Below are 23573 nucleotides of genomic sequence, written 5' to 3'. Positions count from 1 at the left end.
GCGGCCTCACCATGGCAGGCATCCACATCACCGACATCGAGTCGGCCATCAACTGGTGGCGCGCTCGCAAGCCCTCGCTGGACGGCATTTCGGCCTGCGCCGAGGTGCAGGCGCTGGCCGAGGTCTATGCACTGATGGTGTACTACCACGAGGCCGAGTGCGACGAGCTGAGCATGCCGCCCGCCGCCAAGCAGGCCTGGCTGGCCTGGTACGACAGCACCCCCGACACGCCCTGCATCGCGATCTGCTCGACCAGTCAGGGCGACGAGGTCTGCAAAGGCTGCGGTCGCGACTTCGGCGAAGTGCAGTTCTGGCCCGAGATGACGCCGGCGGAGAAGCGCGCCACTTGGCGGCGCATCACGCTCGAAGGCACCGCCTGGCGCTTCAACCGTTATGCCGAACGCGCCCGCGAAGCGGCCGGCGCAGAAGCGGCGCCGGACCACGACAGCAGCGCCGACACGCCGACGCAGCCGACCGCCCCTCCCGCCGCGCAGCCTGCCGCCACGCCGAGCGGCGCCGGCCTTGCCGTCAAGCCCGCCGCACCGGCAGACGCAGGCTGAAGCAGCTGCCGCCCCCCTCGCGCGCCTCGCAGCGCACCTGCCCGCCGTGGCGTTGCGCGATCTGGCGCACCAGGCTGAGGCCGAGCCCGACGCCGCCGGCATGCTCGGCATGCCCCGGCAGACGGTAGAACGCCTCGAAGATGCGTTCACACTGGTCGGGCGGCACACCCGGCCCGCGGTCCTTGACCCACACCACCGCCTGGCCCGACTCGAGCGCGACGCTCACCTCGGGCGGCGCGTCGCCGCCGTAGCGTTGGGCGTTCTCGAGCAGGTTGCGCAACGCGCGCCGCAGCAGCCGCTCGTCGCCCTGCACCACCACGTCCTCGCCCTCCACCTGGGCGTCGACCCGCGCCCCCTCCTCGGCGGCCAGCCCCAGCAGGTCCACCGGGTCGGCGCGGTCGAGCTGCGGCGTGGCGTCGAGGCGGCTGGCCAGCAACACCTCTTCGACCAACGCATCGAGCTCGCGGATGTTGTGCTCGATCTCCTGTTTGAGACCCTCGCGCGATTCGGCCGATGCCAAATCCATCAGCGACACCGCCATCTTCAGCCGCGCGAGCGGCGAACGCAGTTCATGCGAGGCATTGGCGAGCAGCGACTGGTGTGAGCGCACCAGGGCTTCGATACGGTCGGCGGCCTGGTTGAAACTGGTGGCCACCGCCGCCACCTCGTCGCGCCCGCTGACGTGGACGCGGTGACTCAACTGCCCGGCGCCGAATCGCTCGACACCCCCCTTGAGCGTTTCGAGCTGGCGCGTCAGCCGCCGCACCACCGGGTAGGCGCCAGCCGACACGGCGACGAACAGCACCACCAGCGCGACCACCAGGCCGCCGCCGCGCAAGAACGGCGGCGGATCGAGCGGCCCGCCACGGTGGGCCGGGCGCGCGGGCATGCTGCTGCGCCCCGGCTCTCCCGGCATGGCGCCGGCCGGTTCTTGGGCCCCGGCACGCCGGGCCCCCCCGCGGTTGCCGCGCAGCACCCAGACGGTGCGTCCGTCGTCCAGCGGCAGCTTGAAACGCCGCCTCGGGCCTTCCTTCTCGACCCGCACAAAGGTCGGTGACGTCGCGATGCGCTGGCCCGAAACATCGTCCAGCGCCAGCGGCAGCCGCAGCCGCTCGGACCATTGCAACAAGGCCTCGCGCTGTTCGGCCACCGGCGCGCCGGCCGGCGGCAGGTTGTTTTGCGCCAGGTCGCCCCAGGCCGCGAGACGGTCCGACCAGGCGGCCTGCTCCTCGCGCCGCTCGCTCTCGATGTTGCGCTGGAACAGCCAGCCGGCCACCAACGCGAACAGCAGCAGCACGGCCACCACCGTCAGGTAGATGCGCAGGTACAAACTCTTCATCTGGGCTGCCCGTCAGTCGGCCTCGCCATCCTGCTTCTTCGCGAACACGTAACCGGCGCCGCGGATGGTCAAGATGCGGCGCGGGTTCTTGGGGTCGTCTTCGATGGCGGCACGGATGCGCGAGATGTGCACGTCGATCGACCGGTCGAAGGCTTCCAGCGCGTGGCCCTTCAAGGCGTCCATGATCTGGTCGCGCGACAACACCCGGCCGGGCTGTTGGGCCAGCACCACCAGCATCTGGAACTGGTAGCTGGTCAGCTCGCATTCGCGGCTGTCGAGCCGCGCCACGCGGGCGTCGAGGTCGATCTCGAGGCGGCCGAAGCGCAGCACCTCGGCGTCGTCCTGTGCCGGGGCACCGCTGGCGCGCCGCAGCAGCGCCCGCACGCGCGCCAGCAGCTCGCGCGGCTCGAACGGCTTGGGCAGGTAGTCGTCGGCCCCCAGTTCCAGGCCCACCACACGGTCCATCGGCTCGCCGCGGGCGGTGAGCATCAACACCGGCAGCGTGCGGGTGCGGGCGTGGGCGCGCAGTTCGCGGCACAGGTCCAGGCCGTCGCCATCGGGCAGCATCAGGTCGAGCAGCACGGCGTCGTAACCGTGGTCGCGCCGCTCCAGCCGTTCGCGCGCACCCGCCAGCGTGGGCACGGTTTCGATCAGGTAGCCGGCCTGGCGCAGGTAATCACCCACCATGCCGGTCAGGCGGGTGTCGTCGTCGATGAGGAGAAGTCGGGCAGACATGAGGGTCGCGGCGAAAGCTGAGGCCGGCAAGCATAGCGCCCGGCGCGCGGGAGCGTGCCGGGCCGGGAGGCGCACGCAGCGCGTGCGCGGGACGCCATCACATCAGTTGGGCTGCTGTGCCGGCGCCTGTTGTTGCTGTTGTTGCTGCTGTTGTTGGCGCTGCTGTTGCCGCTGCTGCCAACGCTCGGCGCGCTGCTTCATGCGTTCCACCAGCTGGGCACGCTGCTCGGGCGTCAGCACGCGGCTGACCTCCAGCATGGCCTGGGTGATGCGGCGCGACACCTGGTCGTGGTGGGCCAGCTGCTGCTGACGCAGCGCTTCGACCGCATTCGCGTCCACCGTCGGCTGCGCGAACAGCTGCTGCAGCTGCTGGCGCAGCGCGCGCCCGGCTTCGCGTTGCGCCTTGAGGTCGCTGGCTGCGGCGAGCGCGATCTGCTTCACCTGGGCCCGCTGGGCGTCGGTCGCGTTGACGCTGGACAGCCAGCGGTCGACCATCCGTTCGACCCGCTCGGGGCTGCCCATGAAGACACCCGGCACGGAGCCGTGGTGGTGGCCGCCACCGTGATGGCCGTGAGGGCCGCCGGCGCCGAACGCCATCACGGGCAGGGCCGCGGCGGCGGCAAGGCCGATCACCAGGCCGGCCGCGACGCCCTTGAACGAACGGCGGCGCGGGGAAGCAGCAGCGGAGGAAGAGGAAAAACCGGTTTGCGGCGAGTTGGTCACGATGCACTCCTTGGCATGTCCGGGCACAACGCCCATGTACGTATCCTCGCGGCCGCAAGTAAAGCGGCCATGCTCCCCCGGTAAAGTTGTGTGAACGCCCGCTCGCCCTCTGATCAGGACCAAAGAGGCGGCGCTGCGGGCGCCGCCGAACATCCGGCGCTGCCGGTGTGCGCCGCGCCGCCCTTGGCCGCGGCAATGTCGGCAGCCGCCGCCACGCCGTTCTTGGCGGCGATCATCTCGGCCGCGATCGAGACTGCGATTTCCGGCGGCGTCTTGCTGCCGATGTAGACGCCGGCCGGCCCGTGCAGGCGGCCGAGCTCGGCCGGCGCAAGGCCGAAATGCTCCATCAGCCGCTCGCGCCGGGCGTCGTTGTTGCGCCGCGAGCCGAGCGCGGCCACATAGAAGGCGCGCGACCGCAGCGCTTCCATCAGCGCCAGGTCGTCGAGCTTGGGGTCGTGCGTCAGCGCGACCACCGCGGTGCGCTCGTCGGGTTGCAACTCGATCACCAGGTCGTCGGGCATGCTCCGGCTCAGCTGCACGCCGGGCACGTCCCAGCTGTCGCGGTATTCCTCGCGCGGGTCGCACACGATCACCTCGAAGTCCAGCGCCAGCGCGATCTGGCAAAGAAACTTCGACAGCTGCCCGGCACCGATCACGAGCAGACGAAAGCGCGGACCGTGCACCGTCAGCAGCTCGCGCCCGTCGAAGCGCAGGCCAGCCGACCGGTCGGCCTCCTCGAGCGCCACCTCGCCCGAGGCCAGGTCGAGGCGCCGCGCCACCAGCCGGCGCTCGCGTGCGGCCTCCAGCAAGGCTTCGACGGCGCTGCCTTCGTGCAGCGGTTCGCACACCAGCTGGATCGTGCCGCCGCAGGGCAAGCCGAAGCGGCGCGCCTCTTCGGCCGAGACGCCGTAGGTCACCACCTCCGGCCGCGTCGCGGGGATGCCGTGCACCTGCACCCGCGCGATCAAGTCGTCCTCGATGCAGCCGCCCGAGACCGAGCCGGCCACCCGGCCGTCGCCCCGCAGCGCCAGCATCGCGCCCTCGGGCCGGGGCGAGGAGCCCCAGGTCTTGACGACGGTGACCAGCAATACCGCGTGGCCGTCGGCACGCCAGCGGGCGGCATGTCCCAGGACTTCGAGGTCGGTACTGTGCATCGCTCGGTTCTCTCCTTGCGTTCGGCGGATCTATCAGGTCGACAAGGCCGGGCGCTGGCCGGACGGCAAACTGGGCTCGGGGTGCCGTCGCGGCGGCTGGGCCGGCGGCGCGCCCGCCAGTTCGAAATCGACCCAGATCGCGAAGCCGGCGCCGTCGAGCCCGTCGCCCACACCGATGCGGGCCTGGTGCAGTTGGGCAATACGGGCCACCAGCGACAGGCCGATGCCGCTGCCGCGTCCGCCCGCGCCTGGCACCCGGTAGAAGCGGTTGAAGATGCGCTCGCGCTCATGGGGCGGCACGCCGGGGCCGTTGTCGGCCACCTTCAGCCGCGCCACCTCTCGACCACCCTCGATCACACTGCGGCACGACACCACACAACGGCCCCCCGCTGGCGTGTAGCGCAGCGCGTTGTCGATCAGGTTGCGCACCAGCACGCCGACCGCGTCGACGTGCCCCTGCACGTCACAAGGCTCCAGGTCGAGCACGATGCGATGCTGTTTCTGCGCCGCGACCATTTCAAAGTCGCGCACCACCAGCTCGACGGTTTCGTACAGCGGCAACGGCCCGCCCTGCTGTGGCTTGGAGGCATCGATGCGGGCCAGGTCGAGCAGCTGTTCCGACAGGCGCGCGCTGCGTTCGACGCCGGCCGCGAGCTTCACCAAGGCCTGCTTGGCGCACTCGGGGTTCTCGGCGGACGCCGCCAGCTGGGTATGCGCCAGCAGTGCAGCCAGCGGCGTGCGCAGTTCGTGCGCGGCGTCGGCGATGAAGCGCTTTTCGGTCTGCATCGCGGTGTCCAGCTGTGCCAGCAAGGCGTTGAACGACTCGACCAGCGGCCGCACCTCGCTCGGCAGGCCCCCGGTCGGCAGCGGGTTCAAATCGCTCGGGCTGCGCTTGCCCAGCGCGCGCCGGGCGGCCGTGACCGGCCGGAACGACCAGTGCACGACACCCCAGATCGAGGCCTTGAGCAGCAACAGCACCAACACGGCGCTCGACAGGCTCAGCGCCGTCCAGCGTTCGATGTCGGCCCGCAGCAGCGCCTTGGGCTTGCCCACCTGCACCTGCACCCGCCCGGTGACATCGGACACCGCGAACACCCGCCACGGCTGGCCGCCGATCGTCACCTCGGCAAAACCGTCGGCGAAATCGGCCTTGAGCGGTGTGTCCGGCGCGCCGGGCGATTGCATCGCCAGATGGTGGCGACCCACCCAGGCCTGGAAGCTGACCTTGTCGCCCTCGTAGCCGGTTTGCTCGGCCACCTGGAAACGTTCGCGGCGGTTCAGCATCACCCGTTCGGTGTCGACCGGCAGCGACAAGATGATCTGGGTGCCGATGTTGCGCAGCATCATGTCCCACTGGCCGGTCTGGTGACGGCCCATCTGCACCACCTGGCAGCCGATCCAGAACACCCAGAACACCACCAGGGTCGACAGCACCACCACCAACAGGCGCACGCGCAGCGACTTCACGCCCGCTCCTCGCCGACGCGGTAGCCGAAGCCGTGCACCGTGACGATCAAATCGTCGCCCAGCTTGCGCCGCAGTTGGTGCACGTAGACCGCGATGGTGTTGCTTTCGATGCTGCTGCTGTCGCCGTAGACGGCGTCTTCGAGCTGGTCACGCGTGACCACCCAGCCGCGCTTTTCCATCAGGGCCAGCAGTGTGCGGTATTCGTGCAGGCTGAGCGGCACCGGCTGACCGTCGCGCGTGACGACCCGGCGCGCCGGGTCGATCGACACCTTGCCGTGGCTGATCAGCGGCGACACCCGGCCTTGCGCGCGCCGCACCACCGCGCGGATGCGGGCGCCGAGTTCGTCGAGCTGGAAGGGCTTGACGACGTAGTCGTCGGCGCCGGCGTCGAGGCCGTGGATGCGGTCGCTGAGCTGGTCTCGTGCCGTGATGATCAGCACCGGCGTGGCGTCGTAGCGCGAGCGCAGCGCCTGCAGCACACCGAGGCCGGAGCCGCCGGGCAGCCCCAGGTCGAGCAGCACCGCGTGGTAGGCATGGTCGGTCAGGGCCAGGCGGGCGGCGGAGGCATCGCGCACCCAGTCGACCCGGTTGTCGCCTTTCTGGAGGCCATCGCGCACCGCCTCGGCCAGCATTTCGTCGTCTTCGACCAACAGCAGTTGCATGCGTCGTCACCTTGCGGGTTGTCATGCGCCCTCCCGGAAGGGGGGAGGCGCCGTGGAACGGCGTCAGTGTGCCGGGCGGCCATTAAAGACTTCTTAACTGCTGCTGCCCAAAATCCTTGCGATCTGAAGGAGTTAGCGATGACGTGCCCGTCCGAAACGCCACCACTGCCGGTGCGACTGTACAGCGTGCAGCCCGGCATGCCGATCACCCAGGCGCTGCTGTCGGCGCGGCTGGGCGGGCGCGAACAGGTGCTGGCGACGAGCGGAGATGCCGAAGGTGTGCTGTGGGAGGCGCCGCCGGAGCGGGTGATCGAGCGGTGCTACTGGGTCGCGGCGCCGGGGATCGAGAGCCATCCGCGGTCCTTGACGCGGATTCGGGCGTTGACGGACGCGTCGGGGGCGCTGGTGGCGTGGTGGCAGCGGTCGCAGGTCGGGCCGCATCGAGGGGGTGCGTCGTGGCAGCTGCCGGTGTACGTGCCCCACGTGTCGGTGTACGGGGTGACGTCGAAGAATGCGCCGTCGTGGCGGACGGTGCGGCAGCTGTGTACCGACCACTTTATCGACGAGGTGGCGCGGGCGTTGGGGGAGGACCCGATGGATTACCGGCGGCGGTGGTCGCGGGGGGGCGAGACGGGGGCGGGGCGGGGTGGGCGTGAATGGGCTGGGGTGGGGGTGGTGGTTTAGGACAGCTGGGTGCCGCGGCGATTAACTTCGAATATCAATTCAATGCTTTGATAAGACCTGCTCGAACCGTCTTCGGTTGGCTAGTCGTTCGCCATACGCGCGGACTGATTCCATCAACACCTCCGACTTTTCGCCTGAACTCGCGGCTTCAAATTCAATGCTGCTGGGCAGCGACCGCCCGACGAACACGATACTTCTCGTGCCCATGTGATCTTCAAAAAACAAGCCGACGGCATGAGAATTCTTAGCTAGGCACCCAAAGAAGGCCGAGGGGTCGCTCCGTTTAAGTGCCTCTTCCACCGCCAAGTTGATGTTTCCATCTCCTGACAAGAGAAATCCAGCGTCCGCGTTGTACACGGACCTCAGGTAACCTTTCCAGTCCTCATCTGGAGAGACGGGGGCACCGTCCAGATAGAAGCTTTCGGAAGGCCCGCAGACTCTCTTGCGGAAGGTCCTGCTTTTGTTCATTGTTAACAACTTTGCTCGACCGAAGGCCCCCTGAAATTCACTTAGTTTTGGGTTCACTGCGCCGGGCAGGACCTCTGAGAGCAAGAAGGCTGTAATGGGCCGGAATGCTGGTAACACTTTCTCTGCCATACGGTACATATCGCTTGCGGACTTGAAGCGAAACCAGAGTGCGTCAGCCTCAAAATCAAACGCTGTCACTTGACGAAAGATCTCTCCGCCAGCATCACCAGAAATTGTGCAGCTAATCATCGACCGTACCTATTGGATTGACGCACCCGTCCGCGCTGGTAAGAGACATGTTCGCCGTCGGGTCCATGGTAATGCGGAAGCTCGTAGGTTGGACACGGCGTCTGTTTGGTCGGTGGGAATTGGTGGCCGTCGGGGTGCACTTTGACTTCGCCCACCTTCCTCACGCCGCCTGAATTTCGACCGCCCTCGCGAATTTCCTCTACATGCATTTTGCCTCCTGAACCATCCACCCCGTCTGGACGTAACACAGTCGTGTAGCTTCTTGATGTTGGGATGTTTTGAGCTCTCATCGCAGCCCGCCGTGCGGCACGTGCCGTAGGCAACGTGACGTCGCCTTCGGTTTGTTGTCGCCGTTGGGCCCCCATGGGACAAAGTCCGAATGGATCAACCCATTCTGTCGAATTGGGCGCATACAAATAGAGGTTCTCGCCTCCAGCCAGCCCAACCGGATCTTTAGATACAAACCGCCCGGCGCTCGGATCGTAGTACCGATATCGGTTGTAGTGCAGTCCGGTTTCTTCGTCAAAATACTGCCCCTGGAAGCGGATTGGATTCGCAAAGCCGACTTTACGCGCGGCATCGCTGATGGCTTCTTTGGCTTGCCCCCAAGCCTTATATTGCGCGGCCCACGCAATCTTGCCTTCGTGATCTGTCAACTCCTGGGGCGTGCCAAGGTGATCGCACTGGTAGAACGTGATCTCGTGGTTGGCGAACGCCGCCGCCTCTGCCTCAAGTTCGCCGTTCCACAGCGGGTCCAACTCGACGCAGTACTCCCCCCCGCTGGCGGCCGTCAGAGCCCTCACGTCAGTGGTCGGCGCTAGCATGACGGCCTGGCCTCTCCTGGCCTGCAACAGCGGCACAAACGTGCCCGGCTCGTGAATGTAGTGGACCGTTTGCCCTGTCGCACCGCGCTCGGCCTCCGCTGTGCGGATCTCAAAAGCCAGTCTGTCGTCATCCCAGCCGAAAAGCACGTCTTCACGCAATGTCTCGCCGCCGTGCGGGTTGACGCGCTCGCTGCACTTGGCAATGCGACGGCCGAGCGGATCGTAGGCGAAGGCTATGACGGCGTCGGTTGTCACAGCCCTCGCCATGCGATTGAAGGCGTCCCACTCGAACTGGGAACGCTGGCCCATATACACCCGCTCAGTCAGATTGCCGCGCTCGTCGTACCCATAGCGCGTTCCAACGTACTCCTTGAGCAGGTTGTCGAGCACCTTCGGCAGCTTGGCCCGCTCCGTGGATGTCGCTGACCGTTCGCCGGCGTCTTGCACTGGCAAGATGTTGCCCGCGGGGTCGAAGGCAAAGACGTCCTGCCCGAGCGCGCTGGTCGCCTGCAGCAACCGCCCCACCGGATCGTAGCGGTACTGCACCCGGCCCCGGCGGCTGTCCTCAATGTGGTCGAGGTGGCCGGCCTTGTCATAGCTGTAGCGCCGCACGATCGCCGCCTGCGCCCCGACACTGCTGTCCGCGCGCTGATAGGCCTGGTTGATGTCGATTGGGCCGCGCTGCTGACCGTGCTTGACCTGCTGTTCCAACAACCGCCCCACCGGGTCGTATTTCTGGTGCTGCTCCAACCCGTTGCCCTGTTGCCGGTACACCTCCCGGTGCAGCGCATCCCGCTCGAAGCCGAGCACGTCCTGCCCGTCGAGCACCAGCCCATGGATGTGCCCCGAGCCGTAGGTCAGCCATTCCAGCGTGTGACCATCCGGCCGCGTCGTGCCCACCCGCTGGTTCAGCTCGTTGTAACGGTGCCGCCAGACGGCGGTTTTCTTCTCCGGGAAGAACGGACCCTGATAGCCGTGGTGCTCGCGGACCAGGTTGCCGGCCGGGTCGTAGAACCACTGCAGCCGCGCGTGCTCGTTCCTGGCCTCGCCGATGCGCCCGCCCGGGTAGTAGCCGAAGCTCTCGATTTGCTCCTCCCTGCCGGGAACGCTCGCCTTGCGTTGCAGCAGCCGCCCCATCGGATCGAACTTCAGTTCGGTGGTGACACTGCCGTCGACCACCGCCTGCAGCACGCCGGTGTCCTCGGCGTATCGGTATTCGGTCGTCTTGCCGTCGAACCCGGTTTCTGCGAGCAGCTTGCCCACCGGGTCGTACTTGAAGCGGTACGGCTGGTCGTTCTCGTTGCGCAGTTCCAACAGCCGGCCCAGCGGGTCCCAGCGGTAGCCCAGGCGATGACCCAGCGCGTCGACGCGGTCATGCACCAGGCCGGCGGCCGTATAGCGGTAGGACGTGCTGCGCTTGAGGCCGTCCAGGTGCTTGAGCAAGCGGCCTTCGGCGTCGTGGCAGAACTGCTCTTCGGTCTCGTCCGGCGCGATCACCGCTTCCAGCTGGCCGGGGTGGTTGCCGTAGTCCTCGGGCTGCCAGGCGCGCTGCAGCGTTTCCTGCGTCAGCGCGGTGTAGCGGTACTTGGTTTCGTTGCCGGCAGCGTCGGTCGTCTTCACCAGCCGGCCGCGTTCGTCGTAGCTCCACTCGGTGGTGCGGCCCGAGCAGTCGGTGTAGCGGGTCAGTTGGCCGGACGGGGTGTAGCCCAGCTTCTTGGCCCCGCCTTTGGCGTCGGTGACCTTGATGACGCGCCCGCCCTGGTCGTAGGCGTATTCGGTCTTGTGGCCGAGCGGGTCGGTTTCTTCGGTGAGCCGGCCGTGCTGGTCGTAGTCGCGCTTCCAGACACCGCCGTCCGGGTCGAGGATGCCGGTCAGGCGGTGTCCCTGGTCGTACTCAAAATGCACCCGGCTGCCGTCGGCGCGGGTGTGCTGGATGAGGTTGCCGTGCTCGTCGTAGCGGAAGTGCTCCGTGGCCCCGTCCGGATGGACGTGGGTGGTGAGGTTCTTGGCATCGTCGCGGTAGAACCATTCCTCGCGCTTGTCCGGGTGGATGATGCGATAGGGGTAGCCCTTGATGTCGTAGTAGAACCAGGTCTCCCCGCCCAATGCATCGGTGATGTAGGTCAGGCGGATGTTCTCGTCCCACGCCAGCCGGGTGTCATGGCTGCCATCGTCGGCCCATTCGTGGATGGCCTTGGCGTCCGGCCCGGTGCCGTCGTACGCCAGGTTCGTGCCCCGGCCCGTGCGGTCGGTGTAGCGGGTGACCAGGTGGTGCTGGTACTGGTAGCGCCAGCTGGCGCCGTTCTCGTCGCGGGCGTGCACCAGGTCGCCTTGGTCGTCGTACTCGTAGACGGCAAGCGCCCGCGCGAGTTGCCTCTCCTTGACCTCCCAGATGCCCAGCACGCAGCCAGTGCGGGCGTGGGCTTGCAGGGCCACCTCGGCAATAAGTTGTTCACCTTGCAGGCTCTCGATCGCGCTCAGCACCTGCTCACCGGCATAGGGGCCTTCGCGCAGCGTGGCGCCGTAGTGCAGGCGGATGGCGGCACCGTGCAAGGCCGTGAGGCTGCTCAGCCGGAAGTGCTGGGGGCCATAGGCGTCGGCCTTGCCGGGGCAGGTGTCGACCAGTTCGTAGGTCTCTCGCCACGGGCTCGGTTCGCCTTCGGGCAGCGGCTTGCCGGCGTCTAGCCACAAGAGCGTGGCGCTGACCCGGGTGAGCGTGCGGTCCTCGATCGCATCTCGATGCACCTGGCCCACTTCGAGCCAAGGGTAGCGGTGGCTACGACCGTCGGCGCCGTGGTAGACCAGCTCGCGGCCTCGGCCCTTGCCCTGCACGTCGATGCGGGTGGTGTAGGTGTTCAGCCAGCGCGCGCCCAGGTTGCCCTGGTCGAACGACCCGAGGTTGCTGCGGTAGGTCCGGCTCCACGCGATGGGCAGCGGCGCCTGCAGCACGAAGTCGGTGTGGGTGACGCTCTCGGCGCCGGTGACGTAGCTGATGGATCTCGTGGTGCTGGCGGGGGCCGGAAAGAGCTTGCAACAATCCGGATCCCCCTCCGCCTTGGCCTGTTTGTTGACGGCCTCGAGCTTCTTGCCGGGGATTTCCTCGCGCACCTGCGTGCCTTTGTCGGCACTCATCATCGCATGCCGGGTCTTGCGCCGGTTGGCCACCGCCTGCAGGATGCGCTGCAGCAGCCACATGATGCTGCGCTCGACGTTGGGGTCGGCCAGCTGGGTCAGGCTGGCGCGGAAGCCGACCTTGGTCTGCTGCAGCGTGTCGATGAGGCCTTGCACCGTGGCCCGGGCCTCCTTGGACAGCAGGTCGGCGGCTTGGGCGCCGACGAAGTTGCCGGCTTGCCGATACGCGTTGCCGTAGTGGGTCAAGCCCACCTGCGCCACGTGCTTGGCATTGCGGCCCATCTGCTGGGCCGACTGCAGCATCTCCCCGAGCAAGGAGGTGGTCTTGGGGTCGTAGACGACCCGTGCGGGCGGCGGTGGCGGCGTGTTGAGCTTGAACAGCGGCTCTTTACCGAGGCTGCGCTGGAGCACGCTGATGAGTGAGTCGGCGAACTTGTCGGCCCAGTCGGCACACTCCTTGAGCATGCTGCCGAGCTTGCCCGTCGCCTGGGTGATGAAGTTCTCCAGGGAGCCGCTGATGTGGTCGGCCAACTCCATCGTGAGGACTTCGACCACGGCGGCGCCGATGTCCTTGGCGCCGGCGGCGAAGCGGCTTCTGACGAGGTGCAGCGCGGGGCGCAGACTCATGCGCACGGCGCCCAGCGTGGGCACGATGCCGATGATGTTGATGGCGAGCGACACCCACAGGAAGAAGTCGGCGCTCTTCTTCTTGAGGTAGCTTTCGACGATGTGCACCACGTCCATCACGGCACTGGCCAGCGCCATGATGCTGCTGAGCACGGGCAGGCTGCCGGCCACCGTGGTCAGGCGGTCGAGCGTGATGTAGTTGTCGGTCTTCTTGCGCAGCCAGGCGTCGAAGGCGTTGGCGCTGGCCTGCAGGTCTTCGGGGGCGATGGTGTTGAGCGGGGCCACGGCCGTTTGCGGCTCGGGCTTGCTCGCCTGCCCTCCCTCGGGTGTTTTAGTGGGCTCGGTCATGTTGTTCTAGGCCGCCGTCAGACGGCGAATTCCCTGAAGTCTTCGAGTGGCGCAGAGGTGGGCTGGGCGTTGGTCGTGGGCGCCATGTTCCCCATCAGGTCACCGGCGAACCCGGCCGGCAACACGCCCGCTGCCTGCTGGGCGATGACCGGCATGGCCTGAGCCTGGGCGAGTTGCATCGCGGGCTCGACCAGTGCCTTCACGCCGCCTTGCTGAACCGCCTGCACGGTACCCGCCACCTGCTGTGCCGTCGACGTAGCAGCGACGACCCTGCTCAGCGTGCCGGCAGCGCCTGAGGCCGCAGGAGCAGCGCTGGCGAGCGACGCCGCGCTGCCCAGTGCCCCCGAGGCCGTTTGGGTGCCCTGCGAGCCGCTGAAGTTGGAGGCCAGCGTCGCTGTCGTCGGGGTGCTCCCCACTGCCGGCTCCGGCGGCCAGTTGAACTTCCCGAAGTGGCTGCCCTCGTCCCAGGTGTTGCTCGGATCTTTGCCGTAGACGACCTCCACGACGCCCATCGGCACGCCGGAAACGGCGTTGAAACCCTTGCCGTCGAGTGCACCGCCATGGCTCGCAGCTTCGGAGTCGGTCACGCTGAACCCGCCCTGCTTGACACCTTGCACCCGCTCGCCGTTGGAGCGCACGTATTCGTGGAAGAGTTCGAGGTTGCCCGTGGGCAGCTGGATGGCTTGCGGCAGGCTCGGCGTGCCCATGCTGGCCGGGCCGGTGTGCGAGAAGCCGGTCGCCTGGACCTGCCAGGGGCCGCCGGTGCCATGCGTGATGCCCGAGCCGCTCCACTTCGTGAAGCTGCCGCCGCCGTTGACCACCACCTCATCCTTGGCCGTGATCTCGATGCGGTTGGCAGTGTGCGTGATGTTGAGCTTGGCCAGCAGGTTGATGCTGTCCTTCAGCGCGGTGACGTCGATGTTGGCGCTGGCCGCCACCAACTTCATGCCGGCGTTGTAGGCGAACAGCCGCACGGCCTCCTTGACGCTCGCCAGCAGGCTCTTGCCGGCACTGATGCTCGTGTGCCCGCCGCTCGTGAGCGCCGTGTGTTGGGCGCTGACGATGTGGCTGGACCCTTGTGTGGTGGTCTGAATGCCGGCCGGGCTGGCGAGGGTCAGGTGCGGCGCCTGGAACTCGGGGAACTCGCCGTCTTGCGGGTTGCCACCCTGGCCCTGGATGTCGGCGGTCTGCGCCTGCAGTGCCTTGACGACTTCATCTTGGTCGCCGGCCTGGTGGGCCTGCGCTTCCTTGGCCGCGTCCGACAAGCTCTGGTGCAGGTCCTGGCCTTGCGTGAGCCGCTCCACCGTCTCGCCCATGTCGGTGAGGTGCGCGCGCGCATTCAGCCGTTCCTCGGTGGTGACGAGCAGGCCCTGCCCGGCACGCACGGCACCGTGCCCATCGGTGCGCAGTTCGAAGCCTTGCCCTCTGGCCTCCTTGCGGCCGGCGGTGTCTTCGATGCGGGTGATGTGGCCCAGGCTGAGCTGGCTGGCCTGGTGGTCGCTCCGGGCTTGCACCTGGATGCCGTTCTCGGTGTCGTCCAGCACCACATGGTTGCTGCGGCCGCCGGGACTGTTGCCGCCACTGGGTGTCAGCTCGCGGCTGCGCAGGCCGGTCAGCGAGCGCTGCTCGGGCAGCTTCCACGGCGGCATGTAGGCCTGGTTGTGGACAGCTGCGGTGATCAGCGGGTGGTCCGGGTTCCCGTCAAGCCACTGCACTACCACTTCCGAGCCCACCCGCGGCGGGCTGATCAGACCGTTCTCGCCGCCGGCCCAGTTCGTCGCCACGCGCACCCAGCAGCTGCCGCTTTGCTCGCGGTCCCAGTGGAACTGCACCTGCACGCGGCCGTATTCATCCACATGCAGGCTGCCGGCGCCTTCGGGGCCGACGACGAGGGCCGTTTGCAGCGTCACGATGCGGGTCGGCTTGCTGTTGAAACCGAGGCCCGGCCGCCACACCACCGCCTTGGGTTGGCACACGAAGCTGTTGTCGTACTCGGCGACCGCCTCCGCACCCTGCAGGTAGTTGTTGGCGGCCTGGTGCTCGACTTCGAGGATCAGGAATTCAGCGTCTTCGCCACTGTGAGCGAAGTGGTCGGCCAGCTTGAACCAACGCCCCGGCATGACAAAGCCGTTGTTGCCCCGCGCTTCGTACTGCTGGCCGCGCGCCTCGACTTCTTCCATGCGCCGGCGTGCGAGTTGGTCGCCGCCGGTGCGGTGCTTGAAGCCGTAGTGACCTTCGTAGCTGTGGATCTCGAGCGGGGGCGTGTCGCCTTGTTCGATGATGCTGGGCGTCCCGGTGTGCACCGGCGTGGGGTCCTTGAAGTCGAAGCCGGAGACCGTGTAATGCGCCGAGACCGCCTCACGCTTCGGGCTCCACTGCGCGATGGCGTTCTCTTCTTCGGAGCCGGCGTTGCTGTGGAAGCGGATCTCGGGCGATGCACCGTCGATGGGGTCGGTGGAGCGTGTGTCGTCGACGAAGACGAGCTTCTGGCCCTTCTCGGTGTGCTCGTAGCGGTAGCTGTAGCCGGCCGCCTCCAGCCACCGGTGCAGCACATTCGCATCGCTTTCAGCGTACTGCGTGCGCATCGTGAACTGCGGCTGTTCGCCTGTGACCTTCCACTCCCACACTGGCAGCTCGCCATAGTCGGCGAACAGCGTTTGCGCCTGCTGCTGCAGCGTCTGGTGGTGGAACAGCCGGTTGTTCTGCCGCAACGTCAGGAAGTACAGCCAAGGCACGAGCACGGCTTCGTAGAAGGCGATGCCCCCGTCGGTCTTGACGTGGCGGAAGCGCCAGACGTGGCCGGTGAAGTGACGCAAGCTGCCATCGGCGCGCACCAGCGACACACAGAGCAGCTTGCCTTGCAGTGCTTCGAGCTGGATGTCGGCGTCGTCGCTCAGCAGTTCGATCGTGTAGCGGTAATCGCGCGAGAGCGATTCGACGGCGTGCAGTCGCTCGACCAGCAGTTCGGCGTCGGGGCCATCTTGGTTGGGAAAGGACAGGCGCAAGAGGCGCGCGTGCTGGCGCCCCTCGATGAGAGCTCGCAGTCGGCTCATCGTGTAGTGGCCATCTTGTGGGCCGAGGCTCCGAGCAGGACGGGCTCGACGAGGCCGGGTGCGGCGATGCGCATCCAGCTTTCTCTGACGTCGTTGCTTTGCAGCGGGAACGGCCGGCGCCGCCGTCGCGTCAGACGGCCAGACAGACGTGATGCGGCAGCGAGATCGCTGTGATCCATCGGAATCCTCCCTGAAACGGCAACGTCTTCAGGCGTTGCCACCCCTGCTCTACTTCTCGTGGGCCGCAGTGTAGCCAGCGACAAGGGAGTTTCGGCGGCCCTCCCCCGGCTAGAGGGATGGCGCGATGGTTAGCCGTTGTAAACACCGGGGGGAAGCCGGTGGGACGGCGGGCAACGGTTGGACGCTCGAATGCAACGGCATTCAAGCTCGCTGAACTTCAATTCTTGAAAGCGTGGAACTCGTATGAAATGGCGATCGACCGCGCCTGAGCGTTCCCAACCTCAAAAGAGAGTTCGGCGCACCACGAATACCAGTCCCAACGCTGTACAGATCGGCCTGGTGGGACAACCTGTTTGGTTTTAACCTTTCCCTCGCATGCAAGATTGACGGTGATAGGAGCCTTGGCATCCAGATCGATCTCCAGATAAAGGCCAACCACCTGTCCCTCAGCGGCCTTTGGGTCTAGCTGAATGGTCTTGGAGAAGTCAGCGAGCGTTATGTCAGGGCGCGTGCAGGCAGAGGTCACCACTGCAACCATTGCGGCGGCGGCAAGACCCCCAACGACTCGCGTCAGTTGTGACGAGCATGGCGTTTCGCCGCCCCGGTCGGAGATGCAACGTTGGAAGCTCACTATTCGCCCTTCAGTTCACCCTCGCCACTTTCATCGTGGGAAACGTGAATTTTGTGCTGTAGGTTTCACGCTGGTAAACAATGATCTGCGGCGTGGCAGAGCAATGCCGTTGAATTCCTCAACGGTGGTCTCGTAATGTTCCCGCTCGATCGAGCTTAAACCGTCGGCCTCGCCACACCAGCTGTGAATGTCCGCAAATCCTTTGTCGAGCGGGAACACGAAACTAGATCTTGTTCTCTTTCCACAGCACGATCAGCTCGATCGGCCAGAACTCGAACGGCACCATCATCACGGCCTGGGTCGACGGGTGAGTCAGGATGGGAAACAGCCCGGCCGACAGCACGCCATTCGGAACGTGCTTGCGAAAGACCATGAACGTCGCGGACCGCACCGGCTTGCTGGAGAACACCTTGGGAAGCTCGAATCCCATCGAGCGGTCCATTTCATCGGTGACCAGCCGCGCCACTTCCTTCAGTTCCGGGTCGGTCGGCTCGGTCTGCTTGAACGAGACAAAGGTGCGGCTGATCAGCTGCAGTTCCTGCGGATGGGAGTCGAAGTAGCTGTCCGGCGAGTGCAGCAGCAAGGCCGGGCAGTCCACCTCACCGGGCTCGAACAATAGTGCATTGGCCTGGACCAGCGCGCCCCAGACGATATGCCCTTCGGTCAGCAGCAGCTTCTGCTGCTCGAAGCATTCGGCCAAGCCGTCGGTCTCTTTCACCCACGACGGCCTGGGCCCGAGCAGGGACGCCAGCGTGATGAAGTTCATTCGCTGCTGCCGCAACTGATAGCTGGAGCGCAGCCGGGTGATGATTTGCTCCATTTCCGGCTGTGGTTGCACGGGCTTCACGAAGTGCGCGCCCGAGTTGTTTCCCGGGCTGCTGACCGGCCGCTCCAGCACCTTCCCGGCCGCAAAGGATTCACCCGTGTCAGTGACGCCGTAGTAGGCCCAGAGAACCGGCGGGTTTCCCCAGTTGGACGTGTCGCACACGGTTTCGCCCGGCAACAGCCATTCCGCCTTCTGGCCGTACCACTCTCTGAAGTCGTTCTCTGTGTAGAAATCGCCGGTCACGCTGGCCAGCTGCCATGCAGCTTGCTTGGCTTTGAAACCCCCGAACTTGGCAATTCGGATTTTGCGTGAAGAAATATTTTTGAGGATCGTCGAGAAGTAGTGGCGATCATCGGCCCGCTGGTCACTGGCGGCGTACGAGATCTCGATGAACTGCTTGCCACGCTCCAACTGGTCGAGCGTGAGAGAGGTGTCCGCCGCCAGCTTGCTCTTGAGCTGCTTCAGGATGTCTGGCGGCAAGGTGTCCCAATCGGATTTGTTGATCCACTCGGTGTGCAGCAACTGCCCGGTGGGGGAACAAACGTAGAAACACTTCACCCCGGTGACAAACGACGAGACGGTGTAACCCTGGTTCGGCGGCGAATGCAACCTGAGATAGCCGTCGCGCACCTCTGCGACCTCGACCCATGCCGGTGTGGCGCCCGACAGGTCAGGCACAAAGAGGCGCTTGCCGCTGTCGCGGGAGTATTCGAGCAGTCGTTCCTGTGCGGCCGTCAGCGGTCCGCTGGCCAAGGCTTCGCTGAGACTCTTGTTTGCCTGATAAAAGCCCAGGACCGAATCGCCGCCGTCCCTCCCGTTCTTGAACTGCTTGGTGACCTTGACGTGCGGGAAGACGGTGTCCCCTTCGTTCAGCACCACGCACAAGTTCTCCTCATGCCGCGACCATTGCCCTCCCAGGCTGCCGATGGTGCACTCGCCGAGGAAAGCGCCAATCAGATTGATGGCACGCTCCCACTGGTCGTTGGAGTGCCTCAGCCGGGCCCGCTCGATATAGCCGTCCAGCCAGCGAACGCCGGCCTCGTCGTAGCCCAGTTCCTGCTGCATCTGCTCCCTGACGAGGCTGCGCAGCTTCTCGGCCGCGGCTCGCATCTGTTCTGCCAGTTCCAGTGCCGCCACTTTCTGCGGCTCGGGCTGAATGAGCGTGTCGTTGTAGTAGTCCTTGATCTCCCTCAGCATGTGCGGCTTGCTGAAATCGAAAGCCGGTTCAGCCTCGCCAGCGGGAGTCGTCTGCACAAGCGCATCCGGGTTGCAGCCCACCCAGGTCCCCAGCTGCTCCACGTAGTAGCTGTTGCAGTCCTCCACCTCCAAGTGCCACACACGCGCCGGATGATCGCTGGCCTGCACCTTCCGCACCAGTGCATTGCCGTTGAAGCTCAGCACCAGGACCTGCCCGGGACGTACCCGACCGGCCGCTGCCCAGCCTGACGGCTGGGTCCAGATCGGCTGGCCCTCGGCGACGAGCAAGGTGTCCTCAATGCCGTCAGCCAGGTTTTGCAAGGTGACGTGCAGGAGCGACCGTACATCGGCAGGTGTTGTTCGCGTCACCCGTCGGTATTGGTACTCGCTGTGTTGGCGACGGCGGCGCGGCGGCGGTACCTGTTCCGGGTGCGTCAGAACCCAATCCCCTACGGCAATGCTCTCGATGGGCTTCAGGCCTTCCTTGGTATGTATGCGCGTACCGCAGGCGAATCCCAGTTCAGGACCGAGCATCAGGGTTGGCAGCGGCGTGGTGGACATGGAGGATCTCGCGACTTACTGCGATCAGAAAACTTCTCGTCAGCCAGGGCACCCATGCCTTTCGAAACGAATTCGCTGTGATGGGTAGCGCGGCAGCCGCCAAAAACACGCGTGCCGGTTAGTGGGCCTAACGGCAGCAGCGATCGGCCTGGAAGTATCGGACTTGCCAGCAGGCTTGGATGCTTGCGTGAGGGCAAATGACGGGGGGCGTGATAAATGCACGCGACCGGGCCGGCACGACCGGGCCAGCGCCCGGATTCGCCAGTAGAACCGCAGTGGCAACCCTGCAGAAACAAAAAAGCCGTTGAAAATCAACGGCTTTTTCTCTTTCGATTTGGCGGAAAGGGAGGGATTCGAACCCTCGATACGGTAAAACCGTATACCGGATTTCGAGTCCGGCGCATTCGACCACTCTGCCACCTTTCCTGGTGTTCTCGCATCTGATGGACCCGCAGCATGCGGCCTGAGCCCACCCCTGAAGCACCCGACCGGGCCACCTCAGGCCGCTGGCACGTGGTCAGTGCCGAGCGAAGCCTGTGATTATAACCATCACCCGCGGATTTCTGTCAGCCCCCCCATGTAGGGCACCAACACCTGCGGCACTTCGATGCTGCCGTCCGCGCGCTGGTAGTTCTCGAGCACCGCCACCAAGGTGCGGCCCACCGCCAGGCCCGAGCCGTTCAGCGTGTGCACCAGCTCCGGCTTGCCCTGCGCGTTCTTGAAGCGCGTCTGCATGCGCCGCGCCTGGAACGCCTCGCAGTTCGACACCGAGCTGATCTCGCGATACGTGTTCTGCGCCGGCAACCACACCTCCAGGTCGTAGGTCTTGGCCGCGCCGAAGCCCATGTCGCCGCTGCACAGCGTGATCACGCGGTACGGCAGCCCGAGCTTGCGCAGCACCGCCTCGGCGTGCCCCAGCATCTCTTCCAACGCTTCGTAGCTCTTCTCGGGGTGCACGATCTGCACCATCTCGACCTTGTCGAACTGGTGCTGCCGGATCATGCCGCGCGTGTCCTTGCCGTAGCTGCCCGCCTCGGAGCGGAAGCAGGGGCTGTGGGCCGTGAACTTGAGCGGCAGCTGTTCGGCCGGCACGATCTGCTCACGCACGCTGTTGGTCAGCGAGATCTCGGCGGTCGAGATCAAATATTGCACCGCCGCGCTCTCGTCGCCGCCGCGCGAGACCCAGAACATGTCGTCCTTGAACTTGGGCAACTGGCCGGTGCCCACCAGCACCTCGGCATTGACGATGTAGGGCGTGTAGCACTCGGTATAACCGTGCTCGCCCGTCTGCACGTCGAGCATGAACTGCGCCAGCGCCCGGTGCAGCCGCGCGATCGGCCCGCGCAGGAAGCTGAAGCGCGCGCCCGACAGCTTGGCGCCGGTGTCGAAGTCGAGCCCGAGCGGTGCGCCGAGGTCGACATGGTCCTTGACGGCGAAGTCGAAGCTGCGCGGCGCCTCACCCTGCGGGCTCCAACGGCGCACCTCGACGTTAGCCGACTCGTCCGACCCCACCGGCACGCTCTCGTGCGGCAGGTTGGGCAGTTGCAGCAGCAGGTCGTTCAGTTCGGCCTGCAGCGCGTCCAGCCGTTCGGCCGACGCCTTCAGCGCGTCGCCCAGGCCGGCCACCTCGGCCATCACGCTGCTCGTGTCCTCGCCCTTGGCCTTGAGCTGGCCGATCTGCTTGGACAGGCTGTTGCGCTTGGCCTGCAGCTCCTCGGTGCTGGTCTGCAGCGCCTTGCGCTCGGACTCCAGCGCCTTGAAGCGTTCGACGTCCAGAAAAGGTTGCGGCGACTTGCGCGTGGCGAGCCGGGCGGTCACACCTTCAAGGTCTTTGCGCAGCAGGGTGATATCGAGCATGGATGTGCGGGGCGCGTAGCCCCGTCGGTCATGTTGAGCCAGAAGGAACCTGGCATTGTAGGGAAGGCGCGCTCGATCAGGCGCCGGCGACCCTGCGGCTCAGCGCAGCCCGGTGCCGTTCAAACCGCTGCCGCCCAGCCCCTTGGGCAACGGGAAGCGCACCGTCTCCTCGACACCTTCCATGCGGCGCACCGACACCGCTCCCAAGGCCTTCAGGCGCTCGATCACCTGCTGCACCAGGATGTCGGGGGCCGAGGCGCCGGCCGTCAGGCCGACCCGGCTCTTGCCCTCGAACCACTCGGGGCGCAGGTCCGACGGCTGGTCGACCATGTAGGACGGCGTGCCCTTGCGCAACGCCACCTCACGCAAGCGGTTGCTGTTGGAGCTGGTGGGGCTGCCGACCACGATGACGATGTCCACCTGTGGCGCCAGCACCTTGACGGCGTCCTGGCGGTTCTGCGTCGCGTAGCAGATGTCCTGCTGCTTGGGCTCGCGCACGAGCGGAAAGCGCGCCTTGACCGCGGCCATGATCTCGGCGGCGTCGTCGACGCTGAGCGTGGTCTGCGTCACCACCGCCAGCCGGCTCGGGTCGCGCACCGGCACATGTGCGACGTCGGCCGCCTCCTCCACCAGGTAGATGCTGTCGCTCAGCTGGCCCATCGTGCCCTCGACCTCGGGGTGCCCCTTGTGGCCGATCATGATGAACTCGTAGCCTTCCTTGTGCAGCTTGGCCACCTCGACGTGCACCTTGGTCACCAGCGGGCAGGTGGCGTCGAACACCTGAAACCCGCGCGCCTGCGCCTCCAGCCGCACCGCCTTGCTGACGCCGTGGGCGCTGAACACCAGCGTGGCGCCGGGCGGCACCTGGTCGAGCTCTTCGATGAAGATCGCGCCCTTGGCCTTCAGGTCGCTGACGACATAGGTGTTGTGCACGATCTCGTGGCGCACATAAATGGGCGCGCCGAACTGCTGCAGCGCCCGCTCGACGATCTCGATGGCCCGGTCGACACCGGCACAGAAGCCCCGCGGCTCGGCCAGCAACACGTCACGCACTTCGGTCGTCGCCATCACAGCACCCCGATCAATTGCACTTCGAAGCTGACCGGCTGCCCGGCCAGCGGATGGTTGAAGTCGAACAAGATCCAGTCCTCGCCCAGCTCGCGCACCACACCGGCGTAGCTGGCGCTGCCGTCGGGTGTCGGAAACTGCACCACGTCGCCGACGTGATAGGTTTCGTCCGGGTCGCCCAGCTCGGCCAGCAGCGCCCGCTTGACCTTCTGCAACAGATCGGCGTTGCGTTCGCCGAACGCCTCGCCCGGCGCCAGCGTGAAGGTGGTGCGCGTGCCTTCTTCGAGGCCCAGCAGCCGCTGCTCCATCGCAGGCGCCAGCTCACCGGTGCCGAGCGACAACGTCGCCGGCTTGTCGTTGAAGGTGTTGATGATGTCCGCCCCGTCGGGGCCGACGAGTCGGTAGTGCAGGGTCAGAAAAGACCCGGGTTGTACTGCGGCCACCTGCGGCACCTCGGTTTTGTAGACTGGCTGCATTGTAGAAGTCCCGCCCCCGGCCTTTTGGACCCCGGGTCACTCCCTTGTTTGCCGACGCACGGCCCACCCCGCCCATGCTGCTCAAGGACCTGCCGCCTGACGCGCGCCCGCGTGAAAAACTTCTCACCCTCGGGCCCTCGGCGCTGGCCGATGCCGAGTTGCTCGCGCTGCTGCTGCGCACCGGGCTGCAGGGGTGTTCGGTGCTGCAACTGGCCGAGCAGCTGCTGGGCGCCTTCGGCGGTGTCGCCGGGCTGCTGCAGACCCAGGCCGACGACTTGCGCAGCATCAAGGGCCTCGGGCCTGCCAAACGCGCCGAGCTGGTCGCCGTGCTCGAGCTGGCGCGGCGCGCGCTGGCGCAGGAGCTGCGCCAGCGCCCGGGCTTCGACGGGCCGGAGCAGGTCAAGGACTACCTGCGGCTGCAGCTCGGCGCGCGCCCGCACGAGGTCTTCGTGGTGCTGTTCCTCGACGCCCAGAACCGGCTGCTCGCTTGCGAGGAACTGTTCCGCGGCACGCTGACACAAACCAGCGTCTACCCGCGCGAGGTGCTCAAGCGCGCGCTGGCCCACAATGCCGCCGGCGTGGTCCTCGCGCACAACCATCCGTCCGGCCATGCCGAGCCGTCGAAGGCCGACGAATACCTGACCCAGAGCTTGAAGTCGGCGCTGGCGATGATCGACGTGGCGGTGCTCGATCACATCGTCGTCGGCCGCGGCCAGGCGGTTTCTTTTGCCGAGCGAGGCTTGTTGTAAGGA

General features: G+C 66.4%; 19 protein-coding genes and 1 tRNA gene. 3 read left to right on the top strand and 17 right to left on the bottom strand.

Translation table 11 applies throughout. The features are described from left to right. The first annotated feature begins 11 nt into the window (after positions 1–11). Positions 12–560: a DUF3717 domain-containing protein gene (locus AAW51_RS06835; protein WP_083438133.1), complete on the top strand. Its 549-nt coding sequence runs from the start codon at positions 12–14 to the stop codon at positions 558–560. Here AAW51_RS06835 and AAW51_RS06830 read toward each other — a convergent pair. The 6 genes from AAW51_RS06830 to AAW51_RS06805 all read right to left on the bottom strand — a co-directional run bounded on the left by AAW51_RS06830 (position 529) and on the right by AAW51_RS06805 (position 6640). Continuing rightward, positions 529–1899, bottom strand: a complete 1371-nt coding sequence (locus AAW51_RS06830; protein ID WP_047194008.1) for a sensor histidine kinase — start codon at positions 1897–1899, stop codon at positions 529–531. The two genes, AAW51_RS06835 and AAW51_RS06830, sit on opposite strands and share 32 nt — an antisense overlap. Before the next feature lie 12 nt (positions 1900–1911). Then, positions 1912–2634 (bottom strand): response regulator, encoded by a 723-nt coding sequence (locus AAW51_RS06825; RefSeq protein WP_047194007.1) that lies wholly within the window; start codon positions 2632–2634, stop codon positions 1912–1914. 102 nt (positions 2635–2736) lie between these two features. After that, positions 2737–3393, bottom strand: coding sequence for a Spy/CpxP family protein refolding chaperone (locus AAW51_RS27925; RefSeq protein WP_053013392.1), 657 nt, complete (start codon positions 3391–3393; stop codon positions 2737–2739). Between the two features lie 77 nt (positions 3394–3470). Next, on the bottom strand, positions 3471–4511 hold the full coding sequence (locus AAW51_RS06815; protein ID WP_047194006.1) for an XdhC family protein: 1041 nt from the start codon (positions 4509–4511) through the stop codon (positions 3471–3473). A 33-nt stretch (positions 4512–4544) separates the two neighbouring features. Next, a complete protein-coding gene (locus AAW51_RS06810) occupies positions 4545–5978 on the bottom strand; it encodes an ATP-binding protein (protein WP_053013391.1) in 1434 nt (477 codons plus the stop codon). Beyond that, the gene (locus AAW51_RS06805; RefSeq protein WP_047194005.1) at positions 5975–6640 is read right to left on the bottom strand and encodes a response regulator transcription factor; all 666 of its coding nucleotides are present in this window, start codon (positions 6638–6640) and stop codon (positions 5975–5977) included. The genes AAW51_RS06810 and AAW51_RS06805 overlap by 4 nt, the downstream gene beginning before the upstream one ends. Positions 6641–6778: 138 nt before the next feature. Here AAW51_RS06805 and AAW51_RS06800 point away from each other — a divergent pair, with 138 nt between their 5' ends. Further along, positions 6779–7324: a hypothetical protein gene (locus AAW51_RS06800; protein ID WP_047194004.1), complete on the top strand. Its 546-nt coding sequence runs from the start codon at positions 6779–6781 to the stop codon at positions 7322–7324. A 39-nt stretch (positions 7325–7363) separates the two neighbouring features. Here the strand turns inward: AAW51_RS06800 and AAW51_RS29775 are convergent, their stop codons facing one another. From AAW51_RS29775 to AAW51_RS06765, 11 genes are all read right to left on the bottom strand, one after another. Beyond that, a complete protein-coding gene (locus tag AAW51_RS29775) occupies positions 7364–8041 on the bottom strand; it encodes a hypothetical protein (RefSeq protein WP_157359654.1) in 678 nt (225 codons plus the stop codon). Further along, entirely contained in the window at positions 8038–12972 is a 4935-nt protein-coding gene (locus tag AAW51_RS06795; protein WP_083438132.1) for an RHS repeat-associated core domain-containing protein, read from the bottom strand. The genes AAW51_RS29775 and AAW51_RS06795 overlap by 4 nt, the downstream gene beginning before the upstream one ends. 17 nt (positions 12973–12989) lie before the next feature. Next, a complete protein-coding gene (locus tag AAW51_RS06790; protein ID WP_083438131.1) occupies positions 12990–16025 on the bottom strand; it encodes a type VI secretion system Vgr family protein in 3036 nt (1011 codons plus the stop codon). Further along, positions 16022–16204: a hypothetical protein gene (locus AAW51_RS29770; RefSeq protein WP_157359652.1), complete on the bottom strand. Its 183-nt coding sequence runs from the start codon at positions 16202–16204 to the stop codon at positions 16022–16024. Before AAW51_RS29770 ends, AAW51_RS06790 begins: the two co-directional genes overlap by 4 nt. 218 nt (positions 16205–16422) lie before the next feature. Continuing rightward, entirely contained in the window at positions 16423–16836 is a 414-nt protein-coding gene (locus tag AAW51_RS29765) for a hypothetical protein (protein WP_157359650.1), read from the bottom strand. Between the two features lie 30 nt (positions 16837–16866). Further along, a complete protein-coding gene (locus AAW51_RS29760) occupies positions 16867–17055 on the bottom strand; it encodes a hypothetical protein (RefSeq protein ID WP_157359648.1) in 189 nt (62 codons plus the stop codon). 4 nt (positions 17056–17059) lie between these two features. Beyond that, the gene (locus AAW51_RS06785) at positions 17060–19420 is read right to left on the bottom strand and encodes a polymorphic toxin-type HINT domain-containing protein (protein ID WP_083438130.1); all 2361 of its coding nucleotides are present in this window, start codon (positions 19418–19420) and stop codon (positions 17060–17062) included. Positions 19421–19755: 335 nt separating this feature from the next. Beyond that, positions 19756–19846 (bottom strand) — tRNA-Ser (locus tag AAW51_RS06780). A gap of 123 nt (positions 19847–19969) precedes the next feature. Then, positions 19970–21277: a serine--tRNA ligase gene (gene serS, locus AAW51_RS06775; protein WP_047194002.1), complete on the bottom strand. Its 1308-nt coding sequence runs from the start codon at positions 21275–21277 to the stop codon at positions 19970–19972. A 99-nt stretch (positions 21278–21376) separates the two neighbouring features. Continuing rightward, entirely contained in the window at positions 21377–22345 is a 969-nt protein-coding gene (gene ispH, locus AAW51_RS06770) for a 4-hydroxy-3-methylbut-2-enyl diphosphate reductase (protein WP_047194001.1), read from the bottom strand. Then, positions 22345–22821 (bottom strand): FKBP-type peptidyl-prolyl cis-trans isomerase, encoded by a 477-nt coding sequence (locus tag AAW51_RS06765; protein WP_047194000.1) that lies wholly within the window; start codon positions 22819–22821, stop codon positions 22345–22347. Before AAW51_RS06765 ends, ispH begins: the two co-directional genes overlap by 1 nt. 74 nt (positions 22822–22895) lie before the next feature. Between AAW51_RS06765 and radC the strand changes: the two genes are divergently transcribed. Beyond that, positions 22896–23570 carry a RadC family protein gene (radC, locus tag AAW51_RS06760; RefSeq protein WP_047193999.1) on the top strand — a complete coding sequence of 225 codons (675 nt, stop codon included), beginning with the start codon at positions 22896–22898 and terminating at the stop codon, positions 23568–23570. Positions 23571–23573 lie beyond the last annotated feature (3 nt).

Origin of the sequence: Caldimonas brevitalea (genome assembly GCF_001017435.1) — a bacterium.
Taxonomy (GTDB): domain Bacteria; phylum Pseudomonadota; class Gammaproteobacteria; order Burkholderiales; family Burkholderiaceae_C; genus Caldimonas; species Caldimonas brevitalea.
Note: the sequence above shows the minus strand (reverse complement) of the source record. Positions and strands in the feature narration are given on the sequence as shown.

What these genes read in the sequence shown, in the direction of transcription:
- AAW51_RS29775 (WP_157359654.1), bottom strand. Translation starts at nt 8,041, where the DNA reads ATGATTAGCTGCACAATTTCTGGTGATGCTGGCGGAGAGATCTTTCGT.
- AAW51_RS06785 (WP_083438130.1), bottom strand. Translation starts at nt 19,420, where the DNA reads ATGTCCACCACGCCGCTGCCAACCCTGATGCTCGGTCCTGAACTGGGA.
- ispH (WP_047194001.1), bottom strand. Translation starts at nt 22,345, where the DNA reads ATGGCGACGACCGAAGTGCGTGACGTGTTGCTGGCCGAGCCGCGGGGC.
- AAW51_RS27925 (WP_053013392.1), bottom strand. Translation starts at nt 3,393, where the DNA reads ATGGGCGTTGTGCCCGGACATGCCAAGGAGTGCATCGTGACCAACTCG.
- radC (WP_047193999.1), top strand. Translation starts at nt 22,896, where the DNA reads ATGCTGCTCAAGGACCTGCCGCCTGACGCGCGCCCGCGTGAAAAACTT.
- AAW51_RS06790 (WP_083438131.1), bottom strand. Translation starts at nt 16,025, where the DNA reads ATGAGCCGACTGCGAGCTCTCATCGAGGGGCGCCAGCACGCGCGCCTC.
- AAW51_RS06815 (WP_047194006.1), bottom strand. Translation starts at nt 4,511, where the DNA reads ATGCACAGTACCGACCTCGAAGTCCTGGGACATGCCGCCCGCTGGCGT.
- AAW51_RS06835 (WP_083438133.1), top strand. Translation starts at nt 12, where the DNA reads ATGGCAGGCATCCACATCACCGACATCGAGTCGGCCATCAACTGGTGG.
- AAW51_RS06800 (WP_047194004.1), top strand. Translation starts at nt 6,779, where the DNA reads ATGACGTGCCCGTCCGAAACGCCACCACTGCCGGTGCGACTGTACAGC.
- AAW51_RS06795 (WP_083438132.1), bottom strand. Translation starts at nt 12,972, where the DNA reads ATGACCGAGCCCACTAAAACACCCGAGGGAGGGCAGGCGAGCAAGCCC.
- serS (WP_047194002.1), bottom strand. Translation starts at nt 21,277, where the DNA reads ATGCTCGATATCACCCTGCTGCGCAAAGACCTTGAAGGTGTGACCGCC.
- AAW51_RS06805 (WP_047194005.1), bottom strand. Translation starts at nt 6,640, where the DNA reads ATGCAACTGCTGTTGGTCGAAGACGACGAAATGCTGGCCGAGGCGGTG.
- AAW51_RS29770 (WP_157359652.1), bottom strand. Translation starts at nt 16,204, where the DNA reads ATGGATCACAGCGATCTCGCTGCCGCATCACGTCTGTCTGGCCGTCTG.
- AAW51_RS06830 (WP_047194008.1), bottom strand. Translation starts at nt 1,899, where the DNA reads ATGAAGAGTTTGTACCTGCGCATCTACCTGACGGTGGTGGCCGTGCTG.
- AAW51_RS06765 (WP_047194000.1), bottom strand. Translation starts at nt 22,821, where the DNA reads ATGCAGCCAGTCTACAAAACCGAGGTGCCGCAGGTGGCCGCAGTACAA.
- AAW51_RS06825 (WP_047194007.1), bottom strand. Translation starts at nt 2,634, where the DNA reads ATGTCTGCCCGACTTCTCCTCATCGACGACGACACCCGCCTGACCGGC.